Genomic DNA, 21,904 nt, shown 5'->3' with positions numbered 1-21,904 from the left:
ACACTTAAACAATCAACAATGAGCAAGCAACTCTTACTTGGCGATGAAGCCATTGCACAAGCTGCATTAGATGCCGGACTTTCCGGTGTATATGCCTATCCGGGCACTCCCTCTACGGAGATTACCGAATACATCCAAATGTCCCCGGTCACCGCAGAAAAAGGAATCCACAGCCGTTGGTGCTCCAACGAAAAAACCGCTATGGAAGCTGCCTTAGGAATGTCTTTTGCAGGAAAGCGTTCACTGGTCTGCATGAAACATGTGGGCATGAATGTGGCTGCCGACTGCTTTATCAACTCTGCCATTACCGGCGTCAAAGGCGGTACAATCGTCATTGCAGCCGACGACCCCAGCATGCATTCATCACAGAACGAACAGGACAGCCGCTTCTACGGTGATTTCGCATTGATCCCAATGTACGAACCCAGCAACCAGCAGGAAGCCTACGACATGGTTTACAACGGCTTCGCCTTCTCCGAACAAACCGGAGAACCCTTGCTGATGCGCATGGTTACCCGTCTGGCACATTCCCGTTCCGGCGTAGAATGTAAAGTGCAACAACCCCAAAACGAACTTTCTTTCAGCGACGACCCGCGCCAGTTCATCCTGCTTCCGGGCAATGCACGCAAACGCTACAAACTCTTGCTTCAACGCCAGGATGAATTTATCAAAGCATCGGAAAATTCTCCATACAACAAATACGTTGACGGTCCCAACAAAAAACTCGGTATCATAGCTTGCGGTATCGGGTACAACTACCTCATGGAGAATTATCCCGAAGGATGCGAATATCCGGTATTAAAAATCGGACAATACCCGCTTCCCAAAAAACAACTGATGCAACTCGTGGAAGCCTGCGACGAAATACTTGTACTGGAAGACGGTCAGCCGTTTGTAGAAAAACAACTGAAAGGCTACCTCGGCATCGGCATAAAAGTGAAAGGACGCCTGGACGGCACATTGTCACAAGACGGAGAATTGAACCCGGACAGCGTGGCACGCGCCATCGGAAAAGAGAACAAAGCGGAATTTGCAGTCCCCTCACTCGTGGAGATGCGTCCGCCGGCATTGTGCGAAGGCTGCGGACACCGCGATATGTACACTGTGCTGACCGAAGTGCTACGGGAGGAATATCCCAGCCACAAAGTGTTCAGCGACATCGGCTGTTATACCTTAGGAGCCAACGCCCCCTTCAACGCCATCAATTCCTGCGTTGACATGGGAGCTTCCATCACAATGGCAAAAGGCGCTTCGGACGCAGGGGTGCATCCCGCAGTGGCTGTCATCGGCGACTCCACTTTCACCCACTCCGGCATGACAGGATTGCTGGACTGCGTAAACGAGAATTCCAACGTCACCATCGTCATCTCCGACAACGAAACTACCGCCATGACAGGCGGACAGGACTCCGCCGGAACAGGCCGTCTTGAAGCCATTTGCGCCGGCATAGGCGTAGCGGCGGAACACATCCGCGTGGTTGTCCCGTTGAAGAAAAACTATGAGGAAATGAAGCAAGTGATTCGTGAAGAAATCGAATATAACGGCGTGTCCGTCATCATCCCTCGCAGAGAATGTATTCAAACCTTAGCACGTAAGAAACGAAACAAGTAAAACCATGAAAAAAGACATTATACTTTCCGGCGTAGGTGGACAAGGCATCCTCTCTATCGCCACCGTCATCGGTCAGGCAGCCCTGAAAGACGGATTATACATGAAACAAGCCGAAGTACATGGAATGAGCCAACGAGGTGGCGACGTACAGTCCAACCTCCGCATCAGCGACCAACCCATATCTTCCGACCTCATCCCTACGGGAAAATGCGATCTCATCATATCGCTGGAACCCATGGAAGCCTTGCGCTATCTCCCCTACCTTAGCCCCGAAGGCTGGCTGGTGACCAATGAAGCCCCCTTTATCAATATTCCCCACTATCCCACCGAGGAAGCCCTCAAAGCCGAACTCGACAAGCTTCCGCACAAGATTGTGCTGAACGTGAACGAAATAGCCAAAGAAGTAGGCTCTCCCCGCGTTGCCAACATCGTATTGCTGGGAGCCACCATTCCATTCCTCGGCATAGACTACCAGAAAGTCAGGGATAGTATTCGTGACATCTTCCAGCGCAAAGGAGAAGCTATCGTCGAACTAAACCTCAAGGCTCTGGCAGCGGGTAAAGAAATCGCAGAAAACCTGATGTAAATCAAAATTCCAATAACCATGAATGACAAATACTGGGAAGAAGAGATAGAAACCATGCCGCGTGAGAAGTTGCGCGAATTGCAACTTCAGCGGCTTAAAAAGACAATCAATATTGCTGCAAATTCTCCCTATTATAAGCAGGTATTTCAAAAATACGGCATTACGGCAGACAGTATCCGGTCAGTAGATGACATACGGAAAATTCCGTTCACCACAAAGGCAGACATGCGCGCCAACTATCCATTCGGACTTGTGGCGGGCAACATGCAGGAAGACGGCGTACGCATCCACTCTTCCAGTGGAACTACGGGAACGCCTACTGTCATTGTACATTCACAGCACGATCTGGACTCGTGGGCCAACCTTGTGGCACGCTGCCTGTACACAGTAGGCATACGCAAAACCGATGTTTTTCAGAACAGTTCCGGATACGGTATGTTCACCGGCGGATTGGGTTTCCAATACGGAGCCGAACGCTTGGGAGCACTGACCGTACCGGCAGCAGCAGGCAACAGCAAACGGCAAATCAAGTTCATCACAGACTTCAAGACCACCGCCTTGCATGCCATTCCCAGCTACGCCATACGCTTAGCGGAAGTGTTTCAGGAAGAAGGCATCGATCCTGCCTCAACTACCCTGAGAACTCTTGTCATCGGAGCAGAACCTCATACAGACGAACAACGCAAAAAGATTGAACGGATGCTGGGCGTCAAAGCCTACAACAGCTTTGGAATGACCGAGATGAACGGTCCCGGCGTGGCCTTTGAATGTACCGAACAAAACGGCATGCACTTTTGGGAAGACTGCTATCTGGTTGAAATCATCAACCCGGAGACCGGAGAACCTGTCCCCGATGGCGAGATTGGAGAATTAGTATTGACCACCCTCGACCGCGAAATGATGCCGCTAATACGCTACCGTACACGCGACCTCACCCGCATACTTCCCGGTGAATGTCCCTGTGGCCGCACTCACCTGCGCATTGACCGTATCAAAGGACGCAGCGACGATATGTTCATCATCAAAGGTGTCAACATCTTCCCCATGCAGGTAGAGAAGGTCTTGGTACAGTTCCCCGAATTGGGCAGCAACTACCTCATAACTTTGGAGACCAACAATAACCAAGACGAGATGATTGTAGAGGTAGAACTCAGTGACCTATCCACAGACAACTACATCGAATTGGAAAAAATACGTAAAGCAATCTCCCGCCAATTAAAAGATGAGATCCTTGTCACCCCAAAAGTAAAGCTCGTGAAAAAGGGTTCTTTGCCCCAAAGCGAAGGAAAAGCCGTCAGAGTGAAAGACTTAAGGGATAACAAATAAAAGGAAAAGGAAAAGGAAAACAAAGAAAAAGGAACGGTAGTCAACCAAGATTACCGTTCCTTTTTTAGGGATATTCAGTAAATGTCTCTAAAAAATAAGATGGCATATGAAGATGATAGGGCATGACCACTTCATATGCCATTCTTATTGCCATTTTTCCGTGCTTTCTCACATAATTCTATCCGACAGGACATGACGTTCCGGAAGAAGTCTGATGACCTCTTCTGATTCTGTGAGTAAAATCATATCATGCTGCTTTAGCTGTTTTGTTTCTGATTTTTTCTATCATCAGTATGGCATTTGCCGTATGTATTCCAAAGAAAATCCACAGTATTTCCGTCTTCCTGTTTCCGGCCTTTATCCTTGAGAGCGAGTAATGTTGCTTTTGAGTGCCGAAGCTTCCTTCAAGCCGTGTTGCCCTTTCTTTTGAGAGTTCGCTTCTAAGCACCTTCCTCAAAGGCTCATCTTTGGCCGCCCTTCCCTTGCGCACAAAGGATGTGGATATCCCATATTTTGTACAGAACTTTCTGTTGGCATTATTGGCATATATGGAATCGGCAGCCACACATCTTACCCTTACATTCATAAGCTTCTGCTGCATACGGATACAGTCCTTCAAGCGTATACCCTCATTGAATGCCTTGAACGAGAGGTGTTCTATGAACGATATGCCGTCTATCTGTATATTATTGACCTTTGCACCAAACTCGACGGACTTGGTTTCCTTGCCTCTGACGATGGGACGTACATAATGACGGTCAATGCTGACGATGCGGTCACTGACTTTCCGCCCTTCAAACATTTCCTTTTCTTGTACAAGCACCTTTCTGATGATGGAAAGACGCTTATGATAATCCTGGGTATATCGGAGTAAAGCACCGTACTCGCTATGGATCCCATCCCTTTGACTGAGGAGCTTTTCAAGAAGCTTGATCATACGGCGCTTAAGCATTCTTGTCCTTGAAGCTCTCCTCTTTCTTTTCTTGCAGTAGGACAGATAGGATTCCGCCACATTCCTGTATTTGTTGCGCGGACGCCTTATGCCCAGCTCCCTGCAATGCCGGCATATATGCCTGTAGAGCCATTCGAGGCTTTCCCAAAGGAGTTTCATGTCCGTAGGAAAACGCATGTGGCTTTCATAGCATGTGGCATCGGTCATGCAGACGTGAAGGTTATCAAGATAAGGTTTCCAGTGTGAAGCCAGGAGCTCCTGGAAAGAATCAATGTCAAGGCGGGATGCTATCTCATTACGGATGGCACTGATTATCTTGAAGTTGGTTATGGGAAGGGACGGGGGAATCATAATTCCACAGAAAATCTGGTAGTGTATGTTCCCGTTCAGATGTTCCACCAGTTGCCTGTCGGAGAATCCGGTGTATGCCTTCAGGACCATAAGGGCGATCTTTGCGGAAGGACTGAATCTGTTCCTGCGTCCCAGGCGCCGGGCCGACAGGCCTGCGGCTTTTGCCATACATTCAAACGGAAAGACTGAATGAAGCTTGCCAAGCTCACTCTCATTAAAACTCTTGCGGTATTTTTCCAGAATATCAAATTCTGTAAAACCCAAAGTAGGGTGAATTTCTGAAATATTCACTATCTTTGCCATATCTTATTAGTTTGGATATTTCCCCCGTTTTGGCCGTCAAACCTTATTTTCGGGGGAATACCTAAAGATACAAAAAAGCCAACTAATTCGCAATAATTTGTGTATGAATTAGTTGGCTGATTTTGTAATATTTAATGAATGTCCCTTTTTATAGAAAGCCGCACCGATGATGTGATGAAACTCCGTATGACATGATTTGAGTGCTCGTCCTCTTTGTAATCCACCGACTCAAGAGTTACCCCGAAGGGCGTGGCCCGCCATTAAGAACTGAAGCTTGTCTCGGTATTTCATAAAAATTGATGAGTTTCCCGATCCAATCAATGCGGCTATTTTTTCTACTTCAAAGGTAATGAGTTTCTAGGAAAGAAACAAGAAAAACAGGAAATTTGTTTGCCTGTACCTTACGTTTTCACACTTTACCGCTATTGCCCAAAACAAAAGGCGCTGATTACCTGTTTGTAACCAGCGCCCTAGGATTTATCTTTTATCCCAGCTTATGCAGCCTTTGCTTTAGCAACAATAGCTTTGAAAGCTTCCGGATGATTCATCGCTAAATCAGCCAAAACTTTACGGTTGATTTCAATACCAGCTTTGTGCAAAGCGCCCATCAGTTTGGAATAAGACATACCTTCCAAACGTGCAGCAGCGTTGATACGTTGAATCCACAAAGCGCGGAAGTTTCTTTTCTTGTTCTTACGGTCGCGGAACGCATAAGTCAAACCTTTTTCCCAAGTATTCTTGGCAACGGTCCAAACGTTCTTTCTTGCACCAAAGTAACCTCTGGTCAATTTCAAAATTTTCTTTCTTCTTGCTTTAGAAGCAACATGATTTACTGATCTTGGCATAGTTTTACTTGTTTTTGAATGTTAGCGCCAGTGCTTCACGCAGCGGACTTAAAGCTAATGCATTCGGTTAATAACTTTAATAATACTTCTTACGCTTTTGATTACTTCATAGCTAAGAGTTCCTTAACCTGGCTCACATTCGTTATATCAACGGTTGTAGAGTAACACAGATTTCTCTTTTGCTTCTTAGTTTTCTTAGTCAAAATGTGACTGTGAAAAGCGTGCTTTCTTTTGATTTTACCTGTTCCGGTAAGAGTAAATCTCTTTTTAGAACCGGAGTTAGTCTTCATCTTTGGCATCTTACTTATTTTTTAATTATTTAATTATATGGCAACGCACTATACCTGTGGCGTTACTCATTTCTTTAGTCTTCGCTTTGTTCTTCAGCCGGAGCAGCTTTTGAAGCCTCTGCCGGTTTCGGTGCAGCAGGTTTCTTGGGAGCAGCGCCCTTTTTCGGAGAAAGCTGAATAGTCATTCTCTTTCCTTCCAGAATCGGCATCTGATCTACTTTTGCATAGTCTTCCAAATCATTGGCAAAGCGCAACAGCAAAACCTCTCCCTGCTCCTTGAATAAGATAGAACGGCCTTTAAAGAACACGTATGCCTTTACTTTGTCTCCATCTTCCAAAAAGCCTTTGGCATGCTTCAACTTGAAGTTATAGTCATGGTCGTCCGTTTGGGGACCGAAACGAATTTCCTTCACGTTTACTTTCACCTGCTTCGCCTTTTGTTCCTTCTGACGCTTCTTTAACTGATAAAGAAATTTAGAGTAATCAATAATACGACAAACAGGGGGTTGTGCATTTGGAGAAATCTCTACGAGATCCGCTTCCATCTCCTCGGCCATCTTTAAGGCCTGAGCTATCGGATATACTTTAGGTTCCACTTCATCGCCCACAATGCGGACTTCTTTGGCACGGATTTGCTCATTAATCCGATGTTGCCCTTTTAAGCTGTCATTCTTCATTAAATAACGTTTACTTCCAGTTTGTTTCTTGTTTATTACTCCCAAATTATTTTTTTGTTAAGTAAAAGCTGTCTTTAGAACATCGTATGTATGCTATGCTTTTACAATTGGGCGCAAAGTTACCATTTATTTATCATATTTTGAACTTCTTCGTTCACTTTTTTAGCAAATTCTTCAAATTTCATGGTTCCCTGGTCGCCTTCGCCTTGTTTGCGGACGGAAACTTCTCTGTTTTCAGCCTCTTTCTCACCTACAATCAGCATATAGGGAATACGTTTCATTTCGTTATCACGAATCTTACGTCCGATCTTTTCGTTACGTTCATCCACAATGGCGCGAACATCGTATCTCTTCAGATAGTCTTTCACTTCCTGGGCATAGTCATTGAATTTCTCACTGATAGGCAGGATAGCTACTTGATCAGGAGTCAGCCACAACGGGAATTTACCGGCTGTATGCTCGATAAGTACGGCAACGAAACGTTCCATAGAACCGAACGGCGCACGATGAATCATTACCGGACGGTGCTTCTGGTTGTCAGCTCCCGTATATTCCAGCTGGAAGCGTTCGGGCAAGTTATAGTCTACTTGGATGGTTCCCAACTGCCAACGGCGACCGATAGCGTCTTTCACCATAAAGTCCAGCTTAGGACCATAGAAAGCTGCTTCACCATACTCAACTTTAGCTTTCAGCCCCTTTTCTTCACAAGCCTCGATAATGGCCTGTTCCGCCTTTTCCCAGTTTTCATCGCTACCGATATACTTTTCGCGGTTCACTTTATCGCGCAAAGAAATCTGTGCTTCGAAATTCTCAAAATGCATGGACTGGAACACAATCGAGATTATGTCCATCACACGCAGGAATTCATCCTTCACCTGATCGGGACGGCAGAAGATATGCGCATCATCTTGCGTGAAACTACGGACACGAGTCAACCCATGAAGCTCGCCACTCTGTTCGTAACGGCAAACCGTACCGAACTCGGCCAAGCGCAAAGGCAGATCTTTATAAGAACGGGGAGAGTTCTTGTAAATCATACAGTGATGAGGGCAGTTCATCGGCTTCAGGAAGTACTCCTCACCTTCTTCCGGCGTATGGATGGGCTGGAACGAATCTTTACCATATTTGGCATAGTGTCCGGAAGTGATATATAACAACTTATTTCCAATAGGCGGACACATCACTTCCTGATAATCGTAACGTGCCTGAATACGACGCAAGAACTCTTGCAGACGGATACGCAATGCGGCACCCTTCGGCAACCACATCGGAAGTCCCTTGCCTACCGTATCGGAGAACATGAACAAATCCATCTCCTTGCCAATTTTACGATGGTCGCGTTTCTTGGCTTCTTCCAGCAGCACAAGATATTCATCCAACATCTTCTTCTTCGGGAAAGTGATACCATAGATACGGGTCATCATCTTGCGGTCTTCCTGTCCACGCCAATAAGCGCCGGCAACAGAAGTCAGCTTAATAGCCTTGATAGGTGCGGTAGTCATCAAGTGAGGACCACGACACAAGTCCGTAAATGCACCTTGCGTATAAGTGGTGATATGGCCATCCTCCAATTCCGAAATCAACTCACATTTATAAGTTTCACCGCGATCGCCGAACATTTTCAGAGCATCTGTCTTTGATATACTTTCTCTGACAACAGCTTCTTTCTTAGCAACCAACTCTGCCATTTTCTTTTCGATAGCAGGCAGATCGGCTTCCTTGATAGTGGCCTCTCCCGGATCTACATCATAATAAAAACCGTTCTCAATAGCCGGACCGATACCAAACTGAATACCCGGATACAACTCTTGCAAGGCTTCCGCCAGCAAGTGGGCACTGGTATGCCAAAAGGCATGCTTGCCTTGTTCGTCTTCCCATTTATAGAGAACCACTTCGGCGTCTTCACTGATAGGACGCCCCAAATCATAAGTTTCTCCGTTCACTCCACAAGCCAGCACGTCTTGTGCCAAGCGTGAACTAATGCTTTCTGCTATTTGCAGTCCCGTTACTCCTTCGTTGTATTCACGAACAGAGCCGTCTGGAAAAGTTATCTTTATCATAATGTTATGTATAGTTCATTTTTTTAGAACGCAAAAATAGCTAATTCTTTATTGATATTCTATTTTTTAGCAAAAAAATGTTATTGCTGCGTATTGGTAAATCGCTTGATAATGTTGTAGGCGGAAACAATACCCAATTCACCCGCCTTGCTCAAATCCGAAATACCCTGCCTGTTATTACCCAGGAAAATATGTGTCAGTCCACGATTGAAATATGCCTCGGCAAAGTCGGGGTTCAGTTCAATTGCTTTATCGTAATCCACCAGTGCCGCACGATAGTCTTTCAGCATGGACAATATATTTCCGCGATTATAATAGCCGTAAACAAAATCGGGCGCTAACCGGATGACATGGTCCAAATCATTTTTCACAATGTCGTAGTCCATAGCCGTCACTTCCGATTTTTTCACTTCCGATGCGCCGGAAACAGCACCCTCACTCATTCCGGCCTCCGCTTTTTTGTATTCCAATTGCTTATAACGCACCAAAGCACGCATAAAATATGCCGGAAAGAAAGTATCATCCAATAAGATACTCTGTGTAAAGTCGTCTATGGAACTTGCGAAATCTTGTACCAAATAGAAATCCAGCCCCCGCATGAACCGTTTTTTGGCATTCTTCTCATCCGCTACAATCTCTGATGTATGAGCGTCGATCAAAGCAAAATGGAAACGCACCTGCTCTTCTGTCAACGGAGACTCCATATTGGTGATTCGCAGCGGCTTGGGAAGCAATTTCGAATGATTCAATTCATCGATGTACTTATGATAGTGCACTATCCGCTTCACATCGCTCAGCTTCTCATAGTAGGTCAGCGCATACATCGGTTCGAGCTTGATAGTTACATTCCGATCTTGCACACGCCCACGATAGTCGCTCTTGTAACGCTGATCGGCTTCCGAATCATCCGCTATCACAATCTTGCGATAGTTCTCCATATTCTTATCAGACTTCTTACGGGTCTTACCGCTGTCCTGCCCGGAATCTCCGTTATTATTATCCGCCACATCCTTACCGTTACCACCGGAAGTTACACCGTTACGCTTGTCGAGCTGCATCTTCATAACCTTAAACTCATCCTGCTCCGCCCCCTTACGATCACCAATCTTCTTTCTGGCTTCAGCGCGATGATAGTAACCGGCCATGAAATTGGGATATTCATCTATCACTCTGGAATAATCGCTGATAGCACCGCGATAATCCCCTGTCTGTGCACGCAACAAACCACGATTGAACGTTGCCATCATATTATCCGGCTCTATCTTCAGCACAAAGTCAAAATCTTCTATCGCCCGGTTGTCATCACCAACTTGCGCACGCAACAAACCGCGATTATAGTGTCCGAGGAAATTATTAGGATCAATATCCAGCGCCAAATCGTAGTCACTCATGGCACCTCTCAAATTATTCTGATGAAAACGCGCCAAAGCACGATTAATGTAGTTGCCTGAGTTGCGCACACTCAGATGTATCGCCTGGTCTAAATCACTTTCAGCCTCTTTGTAATCGGCTTGCTGGAGACGCACAATAGCTCGTGCGGCCCAACTGTCCGGATCATAACGATCCATATCGATAGCTGTATCAAAGTCCTTCAAAGCCTGTATCGTATCGTTCTGCTTCAGGTTGACTTCACCTCGCATCAGATACGCCCGCGTATATCTCGGAGCTATGGCAAGCAGCTTACCTAAGTCTTCCTTGGCAGAGCTGAAGTCCTCTTTCTGCATATGGCACAAAGAGAGATTATGCCAGAGCACCACATTTTCCGGATCATATTTCAAGGCAGTTTTATAGTCTTCTATCGCACCATCAAACTTATCCTGGCGAATACGCGCCAATCCTCTTATCTGATAAGCGCCCACAACAAAAGGATTGCGCTGAATAGCCAAATCACAATCCATTTCAGCACCCTGAAAATCATCCAAATTAATTTTGGCCAGTGCACGAAAGAAATAAGGCTCATATAAATAAGGCTTCGCGTTGATTACCTGATTGAAGTATTGGATAGAAAGCACGTAGTCCTCAAAATACAATGCGTTCCGGGCAATAGTCATCACCCTTTCCGTATTGATTTGCGCATATAACAACGTGGGCAATAACAAAATTGCCAGCAATATCTTTTTGATCATATTGTCTTATAAATGCTTGTAAACAAAACAAAAGTAGCGTTTATTCATTTATATATCAGGATATACGGAAGACTTTTTATTTTTTTTGAGCCTTTTATACCTTATTATATGGTTTTCTTACTTAACAGTTTTCACTTTGTAAGTGCAATGTGCCTTACCTTTCAACATGGCATTCAATTTTCCTTTTATCATCTGCTTGCGCAAAGGCGACAAATGGTCGATGAACATCTTACCGTCCAAATGGTCAAACTCATGCTGCATTACACGAGCAAGATAACCTTCCACGATCTCGTCATGCTCCACCAAGTCCTCATCCAGATATTTCACACGTATTTTATTGCCTCTTTTTACAGATTCATGAATACCGGGCAAGCTCAGGCAGCCTTCTTCCATAGATACTTCCTCGCCCGATACTTCCAGAATGTGTGCATTGATATATGCTTTACGGAAACCTTTATATTCAGGATAGTCCTCCGACAGCACATCCAAATCTACAACAACCACACGAATCGGCAAACCGATCTGCGGTGCTGCAAGTCCCACACCGTCAGCGTGGTCCATTGTTTCAAACATATTCTGAATCAATTCTTTCAGGTTCGGATAGTCAGGAGTGATGTCCTCTGCCACTTTTCTCAATACGGGTTGTCCGTATACATAAACGGGTAAAATCATTTCTTTAATTATGAATTATCAATTATGAATTATTTCTTATACACTTATAAAGAAGCGAAACGCTTGTTCTCCAAATAAGTTTGCAGGATAATAGTCGCACTGATTTCGTCGACTAACGCCTTGTTCTGCCTGTCTTTCTTCTTCAATCCGGCTTCCAGCATCGTACGGTGCGCCAATACCGAAGTAAAGCGTTCATCCACGTACTCCACCGGCATATCCGGTAACTTCTTTTTCAGAGAGCGCACAAAGGGTTCGATACGCTTCATGTTCTCAGAAGCCTCGTTATTCATCTGTTTCGGTAAGCCGACAAGAATCCGTTCTACCGGTTCTTTTGCCACATAGTCAAGAATAAAGGCGAGCAACTCATGCGTAGGTACAGTAGTAAGTCCGTTAGCAATCATCTGTAACGTATCGCTAACGGCTATACCCGTACGCTTCTTACCGTAATCAATAGCTATTATTCTACTCATAATGGGCTACAAAATTACGATTAATATTTTAAATCAGCTTAAAAGAGATAAGTTTTATCTCTACGACAGTTTTTTACTACTCAATAAGGTATCTTGTCGCTCTTCTCCTGCCATTTACGGAATGCTTTCTGAGCCTCATCACGCAGGAAATGTTCACAACGAATGGAACGTTGGTCGTACCCCAAGTCCAGCTGGTCATAAATGAAAGAGTCGTCGAAGTCAATGGCCTTGGCATCAGCTTTCGTATTGCCGTAACAAATGCGTTTCACTCCCGCCCAGTAGAGGGCACTCAGGCACATCGGACAAGGCTCGCACGAACTGTAAACAGTACATCCTTCCAATTGAAAAGTATCCAACTTCTGGCAGGCATTGCGAATGGCATTCACTTCGGCATGGGCAGTAGGATCATTATTGGGAACCACCCGGTTCACTCCCGTAGCAATGACCTCTCCGTCACGAACAATGACGGCGCCAAAAGGACCGCCTCCATTATCAATGTTCTCAACAGACAAGTCAATAGCCATCCTCATGTAACGGGCATCTTCGTCGGAAAAATCCGTCTTTTCAGGAAGTCCATTCCGATTATTCCGCCCGGAACCGGAAAACAAAGAAGCTATTGCAGCTCTGATATTAAAATGTTTCATACCACAACCATTTATTTTTTTATATTCTTCATTAAAGTTGCAACCACCCTGTCCGGCCAATCGGAAAAAAGAATCAATATACCAACTTCACATTATCCACATAGAACGAGTTGCCCGGAGAACCGATGTACGCTCCGCCATGACTGGATGTAAATTGCAGCTGAATATGGGTAGGGACATCATCTTCCGTTCCCCACGCCACTTCTTTGATAGGCACACTTTCGCCCTTGCTGTTCACCGCATAGCGTTCCTGTACTTGCAGACGCATCATATGCGCTTTATATTCAGGATTACCCGTAATATCACCATACATAATGGAATAAGTGGCGTTATTGCGCCAGTCGTCCGTAGTGTTGTAATAGCGTACCACTACCGTACCCACACGTTTGGCGTAGATATTTCCATCCTTATCCTCCCAGCGTTTCTGCAAAAAGAGGTTCATTTCCGGAAAATCCTTACCTTCTACATCGGTTATCTTGCTGAAACCCGTTGCACGAATACGCTTTTCCCGGTCGGACATTTTCACCTTGTAGTCAAACTGGATTGCAATGGGCTTTTTCGTAAACGGAATACCGGAGTTCAGCATTTTCTGCGGATTTTTCGTTCCCTTGATAGGCTCGTGCACATTACCAAGGAATATGGAACCGGCAGCCAGCACCGTAATATCCACAATGCCAAATACCTTTACACTTTCCATACGGGTGTCCATACGGGCGCAAAAGCCATCACCCCGTTTTTCCGGAAATACCGAAGTATTGGTTTTGGTAATACCCGCCACGCGTGCCATTACATTGGAAGTAGCCCAGGGAGAGCCCCCCATATTCGTATATGCCTTATTCTCTGTGATAGTAGCAGTAGGCCCGATAGCAAATACATTCTTGGTGGCGCCACCGATAATCCCCGACTCTTTAATCTGACGATCAATCCATTGATCCATATTTCCAAAAGGAATCATTTCGACTTTATGCTGTGCCGATGCTGCTACGCTACAAAGCATTACGGACAGCAAACTCAACATACGAAGTTTTTTACGAATCATTTCTTTAGCCTCCTACAATCAATTAAAGTTCATAGTTCCATTGTTTCAGTGCAAAATTCCAGTTTTCCTGAACCAGCCGCACCGTACGGTCATCATATTTATATTTATTCTTCTTATAACCTTTCTTACCGCCTACATACTGTTCAATAGCGCCGCGGGCATCTGCAAAACCGGGTATGGACAGCGCATCGTAGATGTGTTCTGTCATTCCCATCGCATCAGCTTCAAAATCCTCAAATTTCACTTCAATCAAGTTACCAGCCGGAATACTTGCCTTGTCTGCCTCATACTTATGGTAGAGCTTGGCATAAACAGACAATATGTTCTGCTCCAACTCCGCAGGAGTGATATCCTGAAGTTTCAACGGCTGGATAGTATTCGTAAAGAAACTACGCGTACTTTCAAACACCGTATAAGGATTGCGCATCAAGTAGATGAACTTGGCATTAGGGAACATCTTCACCAGCTCCTTCACACGTCCCGTATGAGGCGGGTTCTTACTGAGGAACTGAGTTCCATGCGTATTCCACAAGGAAATCTTGATAAGCTTGGTGAATGTTTCTTCAAATACCCTCAACTCTGCTTCGCTTATATCATCAAACAACAGATACTTATCTGCATATTCTTGTTGGTGCTTAGGCAGAAACCAGAAATTGTAGTAGGTATAAGGCATCATATTCGCCAATGCAAACTCTTCTTCCTGCGGCAAGTCCACAGCCAGCTCCATATTATCCGTAGGACGCTTGTCGGGCATCAGCCAGCTCATATTCTTCTTGAAGAAAGGCTGTCCCCACATCATCAGATGCGGAAATACGGTCTGATAAGTTGTGTTATAGCCAAAGTGCTTATCACAAGAGAACACATTATGCACGAAAGTTGTTCCGCTGCGCCAGTGCCCGAGGATAAAAACCGGATCATGTTCCAGCGGCTTGGCAGCCAATAACTTCTCATAACGCTTGTCCTGCAAAGGAGCCAGTGTAGCAAGCAGACGGCATACGGCTTTCGTCAATCGATATTTCCCTTTGTATGCAGCATCTATTTCACGCCCCTTTGTAATGGCATTAAACGTTTTCCAGTCTGCACCGACAAGCGTATTAATCGGCAATTTATTGAATTCTAATAGACCCATTTTGTTTAATTCTTAACTTTTCACTTCTTGATTATCACTGCTATTCCCTGGCGTTCCAGTTCTTTCACAGCCTTTTCCACAGCCTCATACTGTCCGGGGAGAATTCCCAATTTCGGCAAATCCAATACGGGAAGTTCCTCGGAAAGGTGCATGTCCTTATCTTCCACCCGGTCGATAATCATACCTACGGCGCTGGTATTATTGGTTATCGGGTCTATCAAGATAAACGAACCGGTGGCTTTGTTAGCCCTGTACGGGTCAAAGAACAACTCTTTAGCAGTAGTCAACACCATGCGGGCAATCTGGTTCAGCTGCAGTGGCATAGTTTCTTTCGTCAACCGGCCATTATCAATGGAAAGCTCCTCCATTGTGTTGACATCTACCTTATACTTGATACTATCAATGCGCGTACGGCTCAAATTAGTAGTCTGCTTGATGAAGAAAGATTTATTTACGTCCATCGGTTCTTCATCCATCCACACCACCATAGCTTCAAAATTACGCTCCATCATCGGAAGATTATCAGGATGCACCAGCATTTCCCCACGCGAAACGTCGATCTCGTCTTCCAGTGTCAGCGTAACGGACTGTGGCGGGAAAGCATAATCCAGTTCACCTTCGTAAGTCACGATACTCTTGATACGGGACTTCTTTCCCGACGGCAACGCCATAACTTCATCGCCCTTACGGATAATGCCCGAAGCCACTTTACCGCAGAAACCGCGGAAGTCAAGATTAGGGCGAAGCACATATTGCACCGGGAAACGGAAATCTTTCAGGTTGTGGTCATTGTCAATAGGCACAGTTTCAAGGAAGTCAAGCAGAGAAACGCCCTTGTACCAAGGAGTACGGTCCGACTTCTCCACTACATTATCACCATCCAGTGCAGAAAGTGGGATGCAAGTCACATCGGGAATACCCAGCGGAGCTATAAATTTCTTATACTCCCCTACTATTTCATTAAAGCGCTCTTCGGAAAATCCCACCAAATCCATCTTATTGACAGCAAGCACTACATGCTTGATACCCAACAAAGAAACAAGGAAAGTATGGCGGCGTGTCTGTGTAATGACTCCCATTCGGGCGTCTACCAGAATGATTGCCAAGTTAGCGGTGGAGCCGCCGGTAATCATATTACGCGTATACTGTTCGTGTCCCGGAGTATCGGCAATAATGAATTTACGATTATTTGTAGAGAAATAACGGTAGGCTACATCAATCGTAATGCCTTGTTCACGTTCCGCTTTCAAGCCATCCAGTAGCAATGCATAATCAATGTGGTCGCCGGCATTGCCCATACGCTTGCTGTCGCGTTCCAACGCATCCAACTGATCTTCGTACAACTTCTTACTATCAAACAACAGGCGTCCGATAAGTGTGGACTTTCCGTCGTCTACCGAACCTGCAGTAAGGAAACGAAGCAAATCTTTCTGTTCATCTTTATCAAGGAAAGCCTTTATATCAAGTCTTGAATCATTCATTTCTTAATTCTCAATTTTAATTCTTAATTCCTTAGAAATATCCTTCACGTTTTTTCTGCTCCATACTTGCTTCCTGATCGAAGTCGATGACGCGGGTAGTACGTTCACTCTTGGTGGTAGTCATCATTTCCTCTACAATCTTCTCTATTGTATCGGCATTACTTTCCACAGCTCCGGTCAACGGCCAGCAGCCCAACGTACGGAAACGCACCATACGCATCTCTATCTTTTCACGATATTGTTCCGGCAGGCGGTCGTCATCAGCCATAATCAGATTACCGTCAATTTCCACACAAGGACGTTCTTTGGCAAAGTACAGAGGTACGATAGGAATATTCTCCAGACGAATGTATTGCCAGATATCCAATTCTGTCCAATTACTCAGCGGGAACACGCGGATGCTCTCCCCTTTATGGACACGTGCATTATATATATCCCACAATTCAGGGCGCTGGTTCTTAGGATCCCATTGGTGGAATTTATCGCGGAAAGAGAAAATACGTTCCTTCGCACGCGATTTTTCCTCGTCGCGACGGGCGCCGCCAAAAGCGGCATCAAACTTATATTTGTCCAATGCGTGCAGCAGAGCCTGAGTCTTCATCAAATCGGTGTGTACCTTACTGCCATGCGTAAAAGGTCCAACACCGGCTTGGAATGCTTCCATATTACTTTCCACAATCAGATTCCAACCATACTTTTTGGCATACTCGTCACGAAATTGGATCATTTCCTTAAACTTCCACTTTGAGTCGATATGCATCAGCGGGAAAGGCACTTTACCCGGTGCAAAAGCCTTTTCAGCCAGACGTACCATAACCGATGAATCCTTACCGATACTATAAAGCATCACCGGATTCTCAAATTCCGCAGCCACCTCGCGGATAATATGAATAGACTCTGCTTCGAGTTCTTTCAAATGGCTCAGTTTATATTCTTCTTTCATTATATATTATTTCTTCTGAATTCTCGGTAAAATTAATTCCAATAGCTTATTGACAGACTCTTCCAGACTCAATGCAGACGTATCCAACACCAACGCAGGCTGAGCAGGTGCCTCGAAAGGGGCGGAAATACCGGTGAAGTTCTTAATCTCCCCCCGACGCGCCTTTGCATACAGACCTTTTACATCCCGGCGTTCACATTCCTCGATGGGCGTACTGACGTACACTTCCAGAAAATCATCTTTTCCGATAATATTGGCCGCCATTTCGCGAATATCATTACTGGGGCTGATGAAGGCGGCAATCGTTATGATACCCGTATCTACAAAAAGTTTGGAAACCTCAGCTATGCGACGAATATTTTCTATACGGTCGGCTTCCGTAAAACCCAGATTATTATTAATACCGCTACGGATATTGTCTCCATCCAGAATACGGCAAAGCAGTCCCCGCTTATGCAACTCACGCTCTAAGGCGATAGCTATCGTACTCTTACCCGAACCGCTTAGTCCGGTAAACCAAATCATCACGCTATGTTGTTTCAAAAGCTCTTCTTTGTCTTGCCTCGACAACATTCTGTCAAAAATAGGATATATATTATTCTCTGTCATAATTCAATCAAAATGGCCAAATTAGGGGAATAAGGAATATGGATATAAGAAAAGTGATAATATTCAACGGCAGTCCGATACGAACAAAATCAGTAAACTTATAATTACCGATACCCTGTACTATCAGATTGGTCTGATAACCGATGGGTGTTGAAAAACTTGCCGATGCAGCCATGCAAATCACCACAAGAAAAGGTGTCGGGCTCACTCCCAACTGTGATGAAATGGAAAGCGCCAATGGGAAAGCGAGTGCAGCGGCGGCGTTATTCGTTATCAGTTCGGTAAACAGGTTTGTAATGATAAACATGACAGCCAGTAATACCGTAGGTCCATAATGTTCCGTAAGGCCGATAATATATTTAGCCACAGCATCCGCCACCCCGGAATTCACCATTGCCTTACTGATGGCGAAAGCACAAGCAATCGTTATCAGGATATCCCATGATATATATTTTGTATATTTACGTGCAGGAAAGATTTTTGTCCACGCCATTATAATGGTCGTCACCGAAACGAAGAAGAACATATCCAGCTTTATATTCGGAAAAGCTTCTTTCACAGCAGGAAGTTCACCGACTGTTGCTCCGGTAATCATCAATAACAACAGAATAAGTGCAAACCAGCGTTTGCCTCTGCTTGCAACAGGTTCCGTATCCTTACCGTTAGCCAACATTACGAACACAGAAGATTCTCCCCAAGTCTGCACAAAGGAGTCGTCAGCCATTACAACCAATGTATCACCTTCCCGAAAATATTCATTCTCCAAATCCTGCGTATAACTCTGGCCGTTACGTTTTATTTCTTTTACTTCAGCTCCGTAATGACGTTTAAAGTTGAAATCCTTCAACTTCTTGTTAATACCGGGAAAACGAGCGCCCAAAACAGCCTCTACACGATGCAAATCACTATGCTCTTCCGGTTCGTCATCCAATTTCACAGCATCTTTACGTACATCCGGCAGCAGTTTGGATGAAAACAGAAACAGATAGAGGATACCAACTACCGCCACAAAAATCCCCACCTTTCCAAGTTCAAACATGGTAAAGCCTTCATACCCGGCTTCCAATATCATGCCATGCACCACCAGGTTTGTAGAAGTACCGATCAATGTACATATACCTCCCAGAATCGTGACATATGAAAGAGGTATCAGGAATTTCGTTGCCGGAAGTTTTACCGACTCTGCCCAGCGCTTTATTATCGGGGCAAAAATTACAACAACAGGAGTATTGTTCAGGAAAGCGGAAATAAAGGAAATTATCGGCAACATTCGAAGTTGAGCCTTGAAAACCGTAGTTTTACCCTGCGGAAGCAGTTTCTTTATAAGCTGTCCCAATGCACCTGACTGGCGTATACCTTCACTGACTAAAAACAGCATGGCTACGGTAATCATCCCCTTATTACTGAATCCTTCCAACATTTCTTTAGGTGTCAGGATTCCCGCACAAAGGAACAACACCACAACCGAGAAAAGCACCATTCCCGGACGCATCTTGTCCAGAATCAGGGCTATCACCATACCCACCAGTGCCAAAAGCACAAATATGATTTCAAAGGTCATATATACGAGTCATTATTTAGTTACGCCTGGGCTCTACTATAAACCAAGGGTTCAGCAAATCTTCTTTATTATATTGCAAAGGCTCTTCCTTTTCAGCCTGATATACCTCCATACCGGCTGCGCGTGCAATGGCGTGTCCAGCCGCAGTATCCCACTCCATTGTCGGAGCAAAACGGGGATATACATCCGCTTTTCCCTCCGCAACCAAGCATATCTTGATAGAACTGCCACTTGAAACCAATTCCACATCCGAATGACAACACTTCATCTTTTCAATATAGCTTTCGGTTTCCGGAGACAAATGGGAACGGGATGCCACAATCACAAACCCGGAATGTTTGTCCTTCACAGGCAAACGAACGGCTTCTGCCATCAATTCTTCCAACGACGCCTCGCCACGAGTGGTGAAACCGGAAAGCTTGTAAGCCCCCAAAGTCTCTTCGGCAAAATAAAGTTCTTTTTTCACCGGAAGATAGATAACTCCCATTACAGGAACAGAGTTATGCACCAAAGCGATGTTAACAGTAAATTCTCCATTCCGTTTTATGAACTCCTTCGTTCCGTCCAAAGGATCCACAATCCATAGAGTGTCCCACGTACTTCTCTCGGCATAAGATAAATGCTTTCCTTCTTCGCTCAATAATGGGTAAGGGGTATTCTTTAGATATCCTGCAATGGTTTCATGCGCTTTTCTGTCAGCAATCGTCAAAGGGGAATTATCCGCTTTCTTTTCTATTTGAAAGTCTGATGCCGGATCATTATAAATAGAGAGAATGTCTGCACCGGCACACAGTGCTGCATCAATCGCATCAAGTATATATTGTCGTCCCATATGTATTCTAAAAATATATAAGGTGCAAAATTAAAAACTTTTCCACCGCAAAAAGTTTTTAATTTTGTTTTATAACTTCTTTTAAACGAAAAAGAGAAATTTATAAGCACTTTTCACAATCTCAAAAAACAGAGTTTTCATTATCATTTCCAACACATTATGAAAAAGGCAGTAACTTCCCAGTTACTGCCCTATCTTGAAAGGAGGAAGATACCCCTTTCCTATGAATTACCAAAAAGAATTCAAATTAATTAATGCGATACAGCAGCCAAGCACCCTGAAAATCCTGACGATTAGGATATTTGGCCTTGAAAGCATCACGAGCATTAGCAGCAGAATTTCTATCGGCGTATGTGCTCACAATCACGCGGTACATAGCAGCATCTGCATTAAATGCAATCACAGCATTGTAACCCTCCTTGTCCAAGAAGTTTTTCAGGTTCTCTGCATTAGCCTTCACACCGAAACTACCGCATACAACACTATAATCTTTCAGTCCGTCAACACCGGACACAACCGTTACTTTTTCTTCACGAATCGTACCTACCGGTGCACTTTCCACAACTTTTGCTTCTACAGGAGCGCTAACCACAGGGGCCACTTCCTCTACCGGTGTGGTAGTTTGTGGTTCAGCCAATTCCTGCTGTTTAGCCTTTTCATATGCCTTCTTGTAAGCACTTTCACTTGATTTACAAGAAGAGAATGCCAGTACAATACATACTCCCATTCCTAATACTGCCAGTTTTTTCATCTTTTTCTTTTATTTTTTGTTAGTAACTATGTCTATTCCAAAACTACACTCAATACTTACGGAAAACATATTTCGTTCCCTCATAGTTCAATCGCATCTTCTTGTCGGTCAGTTCTTCAACCTTGAATGTCCTTTCACCGGTATCTCCCCAGCCAAAGAAATTCTTATAACTTGCAGAATTCACCAGTTCCTCGTGCGCTGCCTCATTTCCGGAACTATTATCCGGCCACAAAGTTATAGAAATTTCATCATCTTTCAACTTATAATAGCCATAAAAACCTTCATAGCTTCCACTTTTATTCATACAATATGCCAAAAAGCTACCTTTTTGAAAGCCATAAAAGATGCTGTCCACTTTCTGCACTTTACCGTCGGGATACTGATATTCACGCAACTGCCATTTTCCAACCCAATCGGAACCTCCGTCATTCATACAAGACGTCAATCCCGATACTGCACACATCAAAAGTAATAGAATTGTCCCATTCAACAATTTTTTCATATACCTCTTTTTAATTTATGGAGCAAAAGTACGCCGAACCGCTTATCTTATGCCCTCCGATGCAGTTAAATATAATTAAAATGTACATTTTGTTGGTTTTCATGGTATATATTTCTAAAAAACAAGAACTGTTGAACAATCATT

General features: G+C 44.5%; 21 protein-coding genes. 3 read left to right on the top strand and 18 right to left on the bottom strand.

Going from position 1 to position 21,904, the window contains the following annotated elements; all coding sequences use genetic code 11:
- The first annotated feature begins 18 nt into the window (after positions 1-18).
- From NQ546_RS09465 to NQ546_RS09455, 3 genes are read left to right on the top strand one after another with little or no spacing between them, the layout of a single operon-like run.
- Positions 19-1,611 carry a thiamine pyrophosphate-dependent enzyme gene (locus tag NQ546_RS09465; RefSeq protein ID WP_004289899.1) on the top strand — a complete coding sequence of 531 codons (1,593 nt, stop codon included), beginning with the start codon at positions 19-21 and terminating at the stop codon, positions 1,609-1,611.
- Positions 1,612-1,615: 4 nt separating this feature from the next.
- The gene (locus NQ546_RS09460) at positions 1,616-2,197 is read left to right on the top strand and encodes an indolepyruvate oxidoreductase subunit beta (RefSeq protein WP_004289898.1); all 582 of its coding nucleotides are present in this window, start codon (positions 1,616-1,618) and stop codon (positions 2,195-2,197) included.
- A gap of 18 nt (positions 2,198-2,215) precedes the next feature.
- Complete coding sequence (locus tag NQ546_RS09455; RefSeq protein ID WP_004289897.1) at positions 2,216-3,523, top strand: phenylacetate--CoA ligase; 1,308 nt, start codon at positions 2,216-2,218, stop codon at positions 3,521-3,523.
- Positions 3,524-3,770: 247 nt separating this feature from the next.
- On the opposite strand, the gene NQ546_RS09450 is transcribed toward NQ546_RS09455, so the two are convergent.
- The 18 genes from NQ546_RS09450 to NQ546_RS09365 form a co-directional block, all read right to left on the bottom strand.
- Entirely contained in the window at positions 3,771-5,129 is a 1,359-nt protein-coding gene (locus NQ546_RS09450; protein WP_004292408.1) for a transposase, read from the bottom strand.
- A 494-nt stretch (positions 5,130-5,623) separates the two neighbouring features.
- Positions 5,624-5,974: a 50S ribosomal protein L20 gene (rplT, locus tag NQ546_RS09445; protein ID WP_004289896.1), complete on the bottom strand. Its 351-nt coding sequence runs from the start codon at positions 5,972-5,974 to the stop codon at positions 5,624-5,626.
- Positions 5,975-6,075: 101 nt separating this feature from the next.
- Positions 6,076-6,273 (bottom strand): 50S ribosomal protein L35, encoded by a 198-nt coding sequence (gene rpmI, locus NQ546_RS09440; protein WP_004289895.1) that lies wholly within the window; start codon positions 6,271-6,273, stop codon positions 6,076-6,078.
- 65 nt (positions 6,274-6,338) lie between these two features.
- Positions 6,339-6,941 (bottom strand): translation initiation factor IF-3, encoded by a 603-nt coding sequence (gene infC, locus NQ546_RS09435; RefSeq protein ID WP_004289894.1) that lies wholly within the window; start codon positions 6,939-6,941, stop codon positions 6,339-6,341.
- Between the two features lie 119 nt (positions 6,942-7,060).
- Positions 7,061-9,001 carry a threonine--tRNA ligase gene (thrS, locus tag NQ546_RS09430; protein ID WP_004289893.1) on the bottom strand — a complete coding sequence of 647 codons (1,941 nt, stop codon included), beginning with the start codon at positions 8,999-9,001 and terminating at the stop codon, positions 7,061-7,063.
- 80 nt (positions 9,002-9,081) lie between these two features.
- Positions 9,082-11,127 (bottom strand): tetratricopeptide repeat protein, encoded by a 2,046-nt coding sequence (locus tag NQ546_RS09425; RefSeq protein WP_004289892.1) that lies wholly within the window; start codon positions 11,125-11,127, stop codon positions 9,082-9,084.
- A gap of 117 nt (positions 11,128-11,244) precedes the next feature.
- Entirely contained in the window at positions 11,245-11,799 is a 555-nt protein-coding gene (def, locus tag NQ546_RS09420; protein WP_004289891.1) for a peptide deformylase, read from the bottom strand.
- 44 nt (positions 11,800-11,843) lie between these two features.
- Entirely contained in the window at positions 11,844-12,269 is a 426-nt protein-coding gene (gene ruvX, locus NQ546_RS09415) for a Holliday junction resolvase RuvX (protein ID WP_004289890.1), read from the bottom strand.
- Between the two features lie 80 nt (positions 12,270-12,349).
- Complete coding sequence (locus tag NQ546_RS09410) at positions 12,350-12,913, bottom strand: nucleoside deaminase (RefSeq protein ID WP_004294854.1); 564 nt, start codon at positions 12,911-12,913, stop codon at positions 12,350-12,352.
- A gap of 73 nt (positions 12,914-12,986) precedes the next feature.
- On the bottom strand, positions 12,987-13,952 hold the full coding sequence (locus NQ546_RS09405) for a PCMD domain-containing protein (protein ID WP_004289888.1): 966 nt from the start codon (positions 13,950-13,952) through the stop codon (positions 12,987-12,989).
- A 22-nt stretch (positions 13,953-13,974) separates the two neighbouring features.
- A complete protein-coding gene (locus NQ546_RS09400) occupies positions 13,975-15,081 on the bottom strand; it encodes a sulfotransferase family protein (RefSeq protein ID WP_004289887.1) in 1,107 nt (368 codons plus the stop codon).
- Between the two features lie 20 nt (positions 15,082-15,101).
- Positions 15,102-16,562, bottom strand: a complete 1,461-nt coding sequence (gene cysN, locus NQ546_RS09395; RefSeq protein WP_004289886.1) for a sulfate adenylyltransferase subunit CysN — start codon at positions 16,560-16,562, stop codon at positions 15,102-15,104.
- A 31-nt stretch (positions 16,563-16,593) separates the two neighbouring features.
- Complete coding sequence (cysD, locus tag NQ546_RS09390; RefSeq protein ID WP_004289885.1) at positions 16,594-17,505, bottom strand: sulfate adenylyltransferase subunit CysD; 912 nt, start codon at positions 17,503-17,505, stop codon at positions 16,594-16,596.
- A 6-nt stretch (positions 17,506-17,511) separates the two neighbouring features.
- On the bottom strand, positions 17,512-18,114 hold the full coding sequence (cysC, locus tag NQ546_RS09385) for an adenylyl-sulfate kinase (RefSeq protein WP_004289884.1): 603 nt from the start codon (positions 18,112-18,114) through the stop codon (positions 17,512-17,514).
- Between the two features lie 7 nt (positions 18,115-18,121).
- Positions 18,122-19,675 (bottom strand): SLC13 family permease, encoded by a 1,554-nt coding sequence (locus tag NQ546_RS09380; protein WP_004289883.1) that lies wholly within the window; start codon positions 19,673-19,675, stop codon positions 18,122-18,124.
- Positions 19,676-19,691: 16 nt separating this feature from the next.
- Positions 19,692-20,507: a 3'(2'),5'-bisphosphate nucleotidase CysQ gene (cysQ, locus tag NQ546_RS09375; protein ID WP_004289882.1), complete on the bottom strand. Its 816-nt coding sequence runs from the start codon at positions 20,505-20,507 to the stop codon at positions 19,692-19,694.
- A 247-nt stretch (positions 20,508-20,754) separates the two neighbouring features.
- The gene (locus NQ546_RS09370; RefSeq protein ID WP_004289881.1) at positions 20,755-21,258 is read right to left on the bottom strand and encodes an SPOR domain-containing protein; all 504 of its coding nucleotides are present in this window, start codon (positions 21,256-21,258) and stop codon (positions 20,755-20,757) included.
- Between the two features lie 49 nt (positions 21,259-21,307).
- Positions 21,308-21,760, bottom strand: coding sequence for a lipocalin-like domain-containing protein (locus tag NQ546_RS09365; RefSeq protein WP_004289880.1), 453 nt, complete (start codon positions 21,758-21,760; stop codon positions 21,308-21,310).
- Positions 21,761-21,904 lie beyond the last annotated feature (144 nt).

The organism is Bacteroides eggerthii, from assembly GCF_025146565.1.
In the GTDB taxonomy this organism is placed as follows: domain Bacteria; phylum Bacteroidota; class Bacteroidia; order Bacteroidales; family Bacteroidaceae; genus Bacteroides; species Bacteroides eggerthii.
Note: the sequence above shows the minus strand (reverse complement) of the source record. Positions and strands in the feature narration are given on the sequence as shown.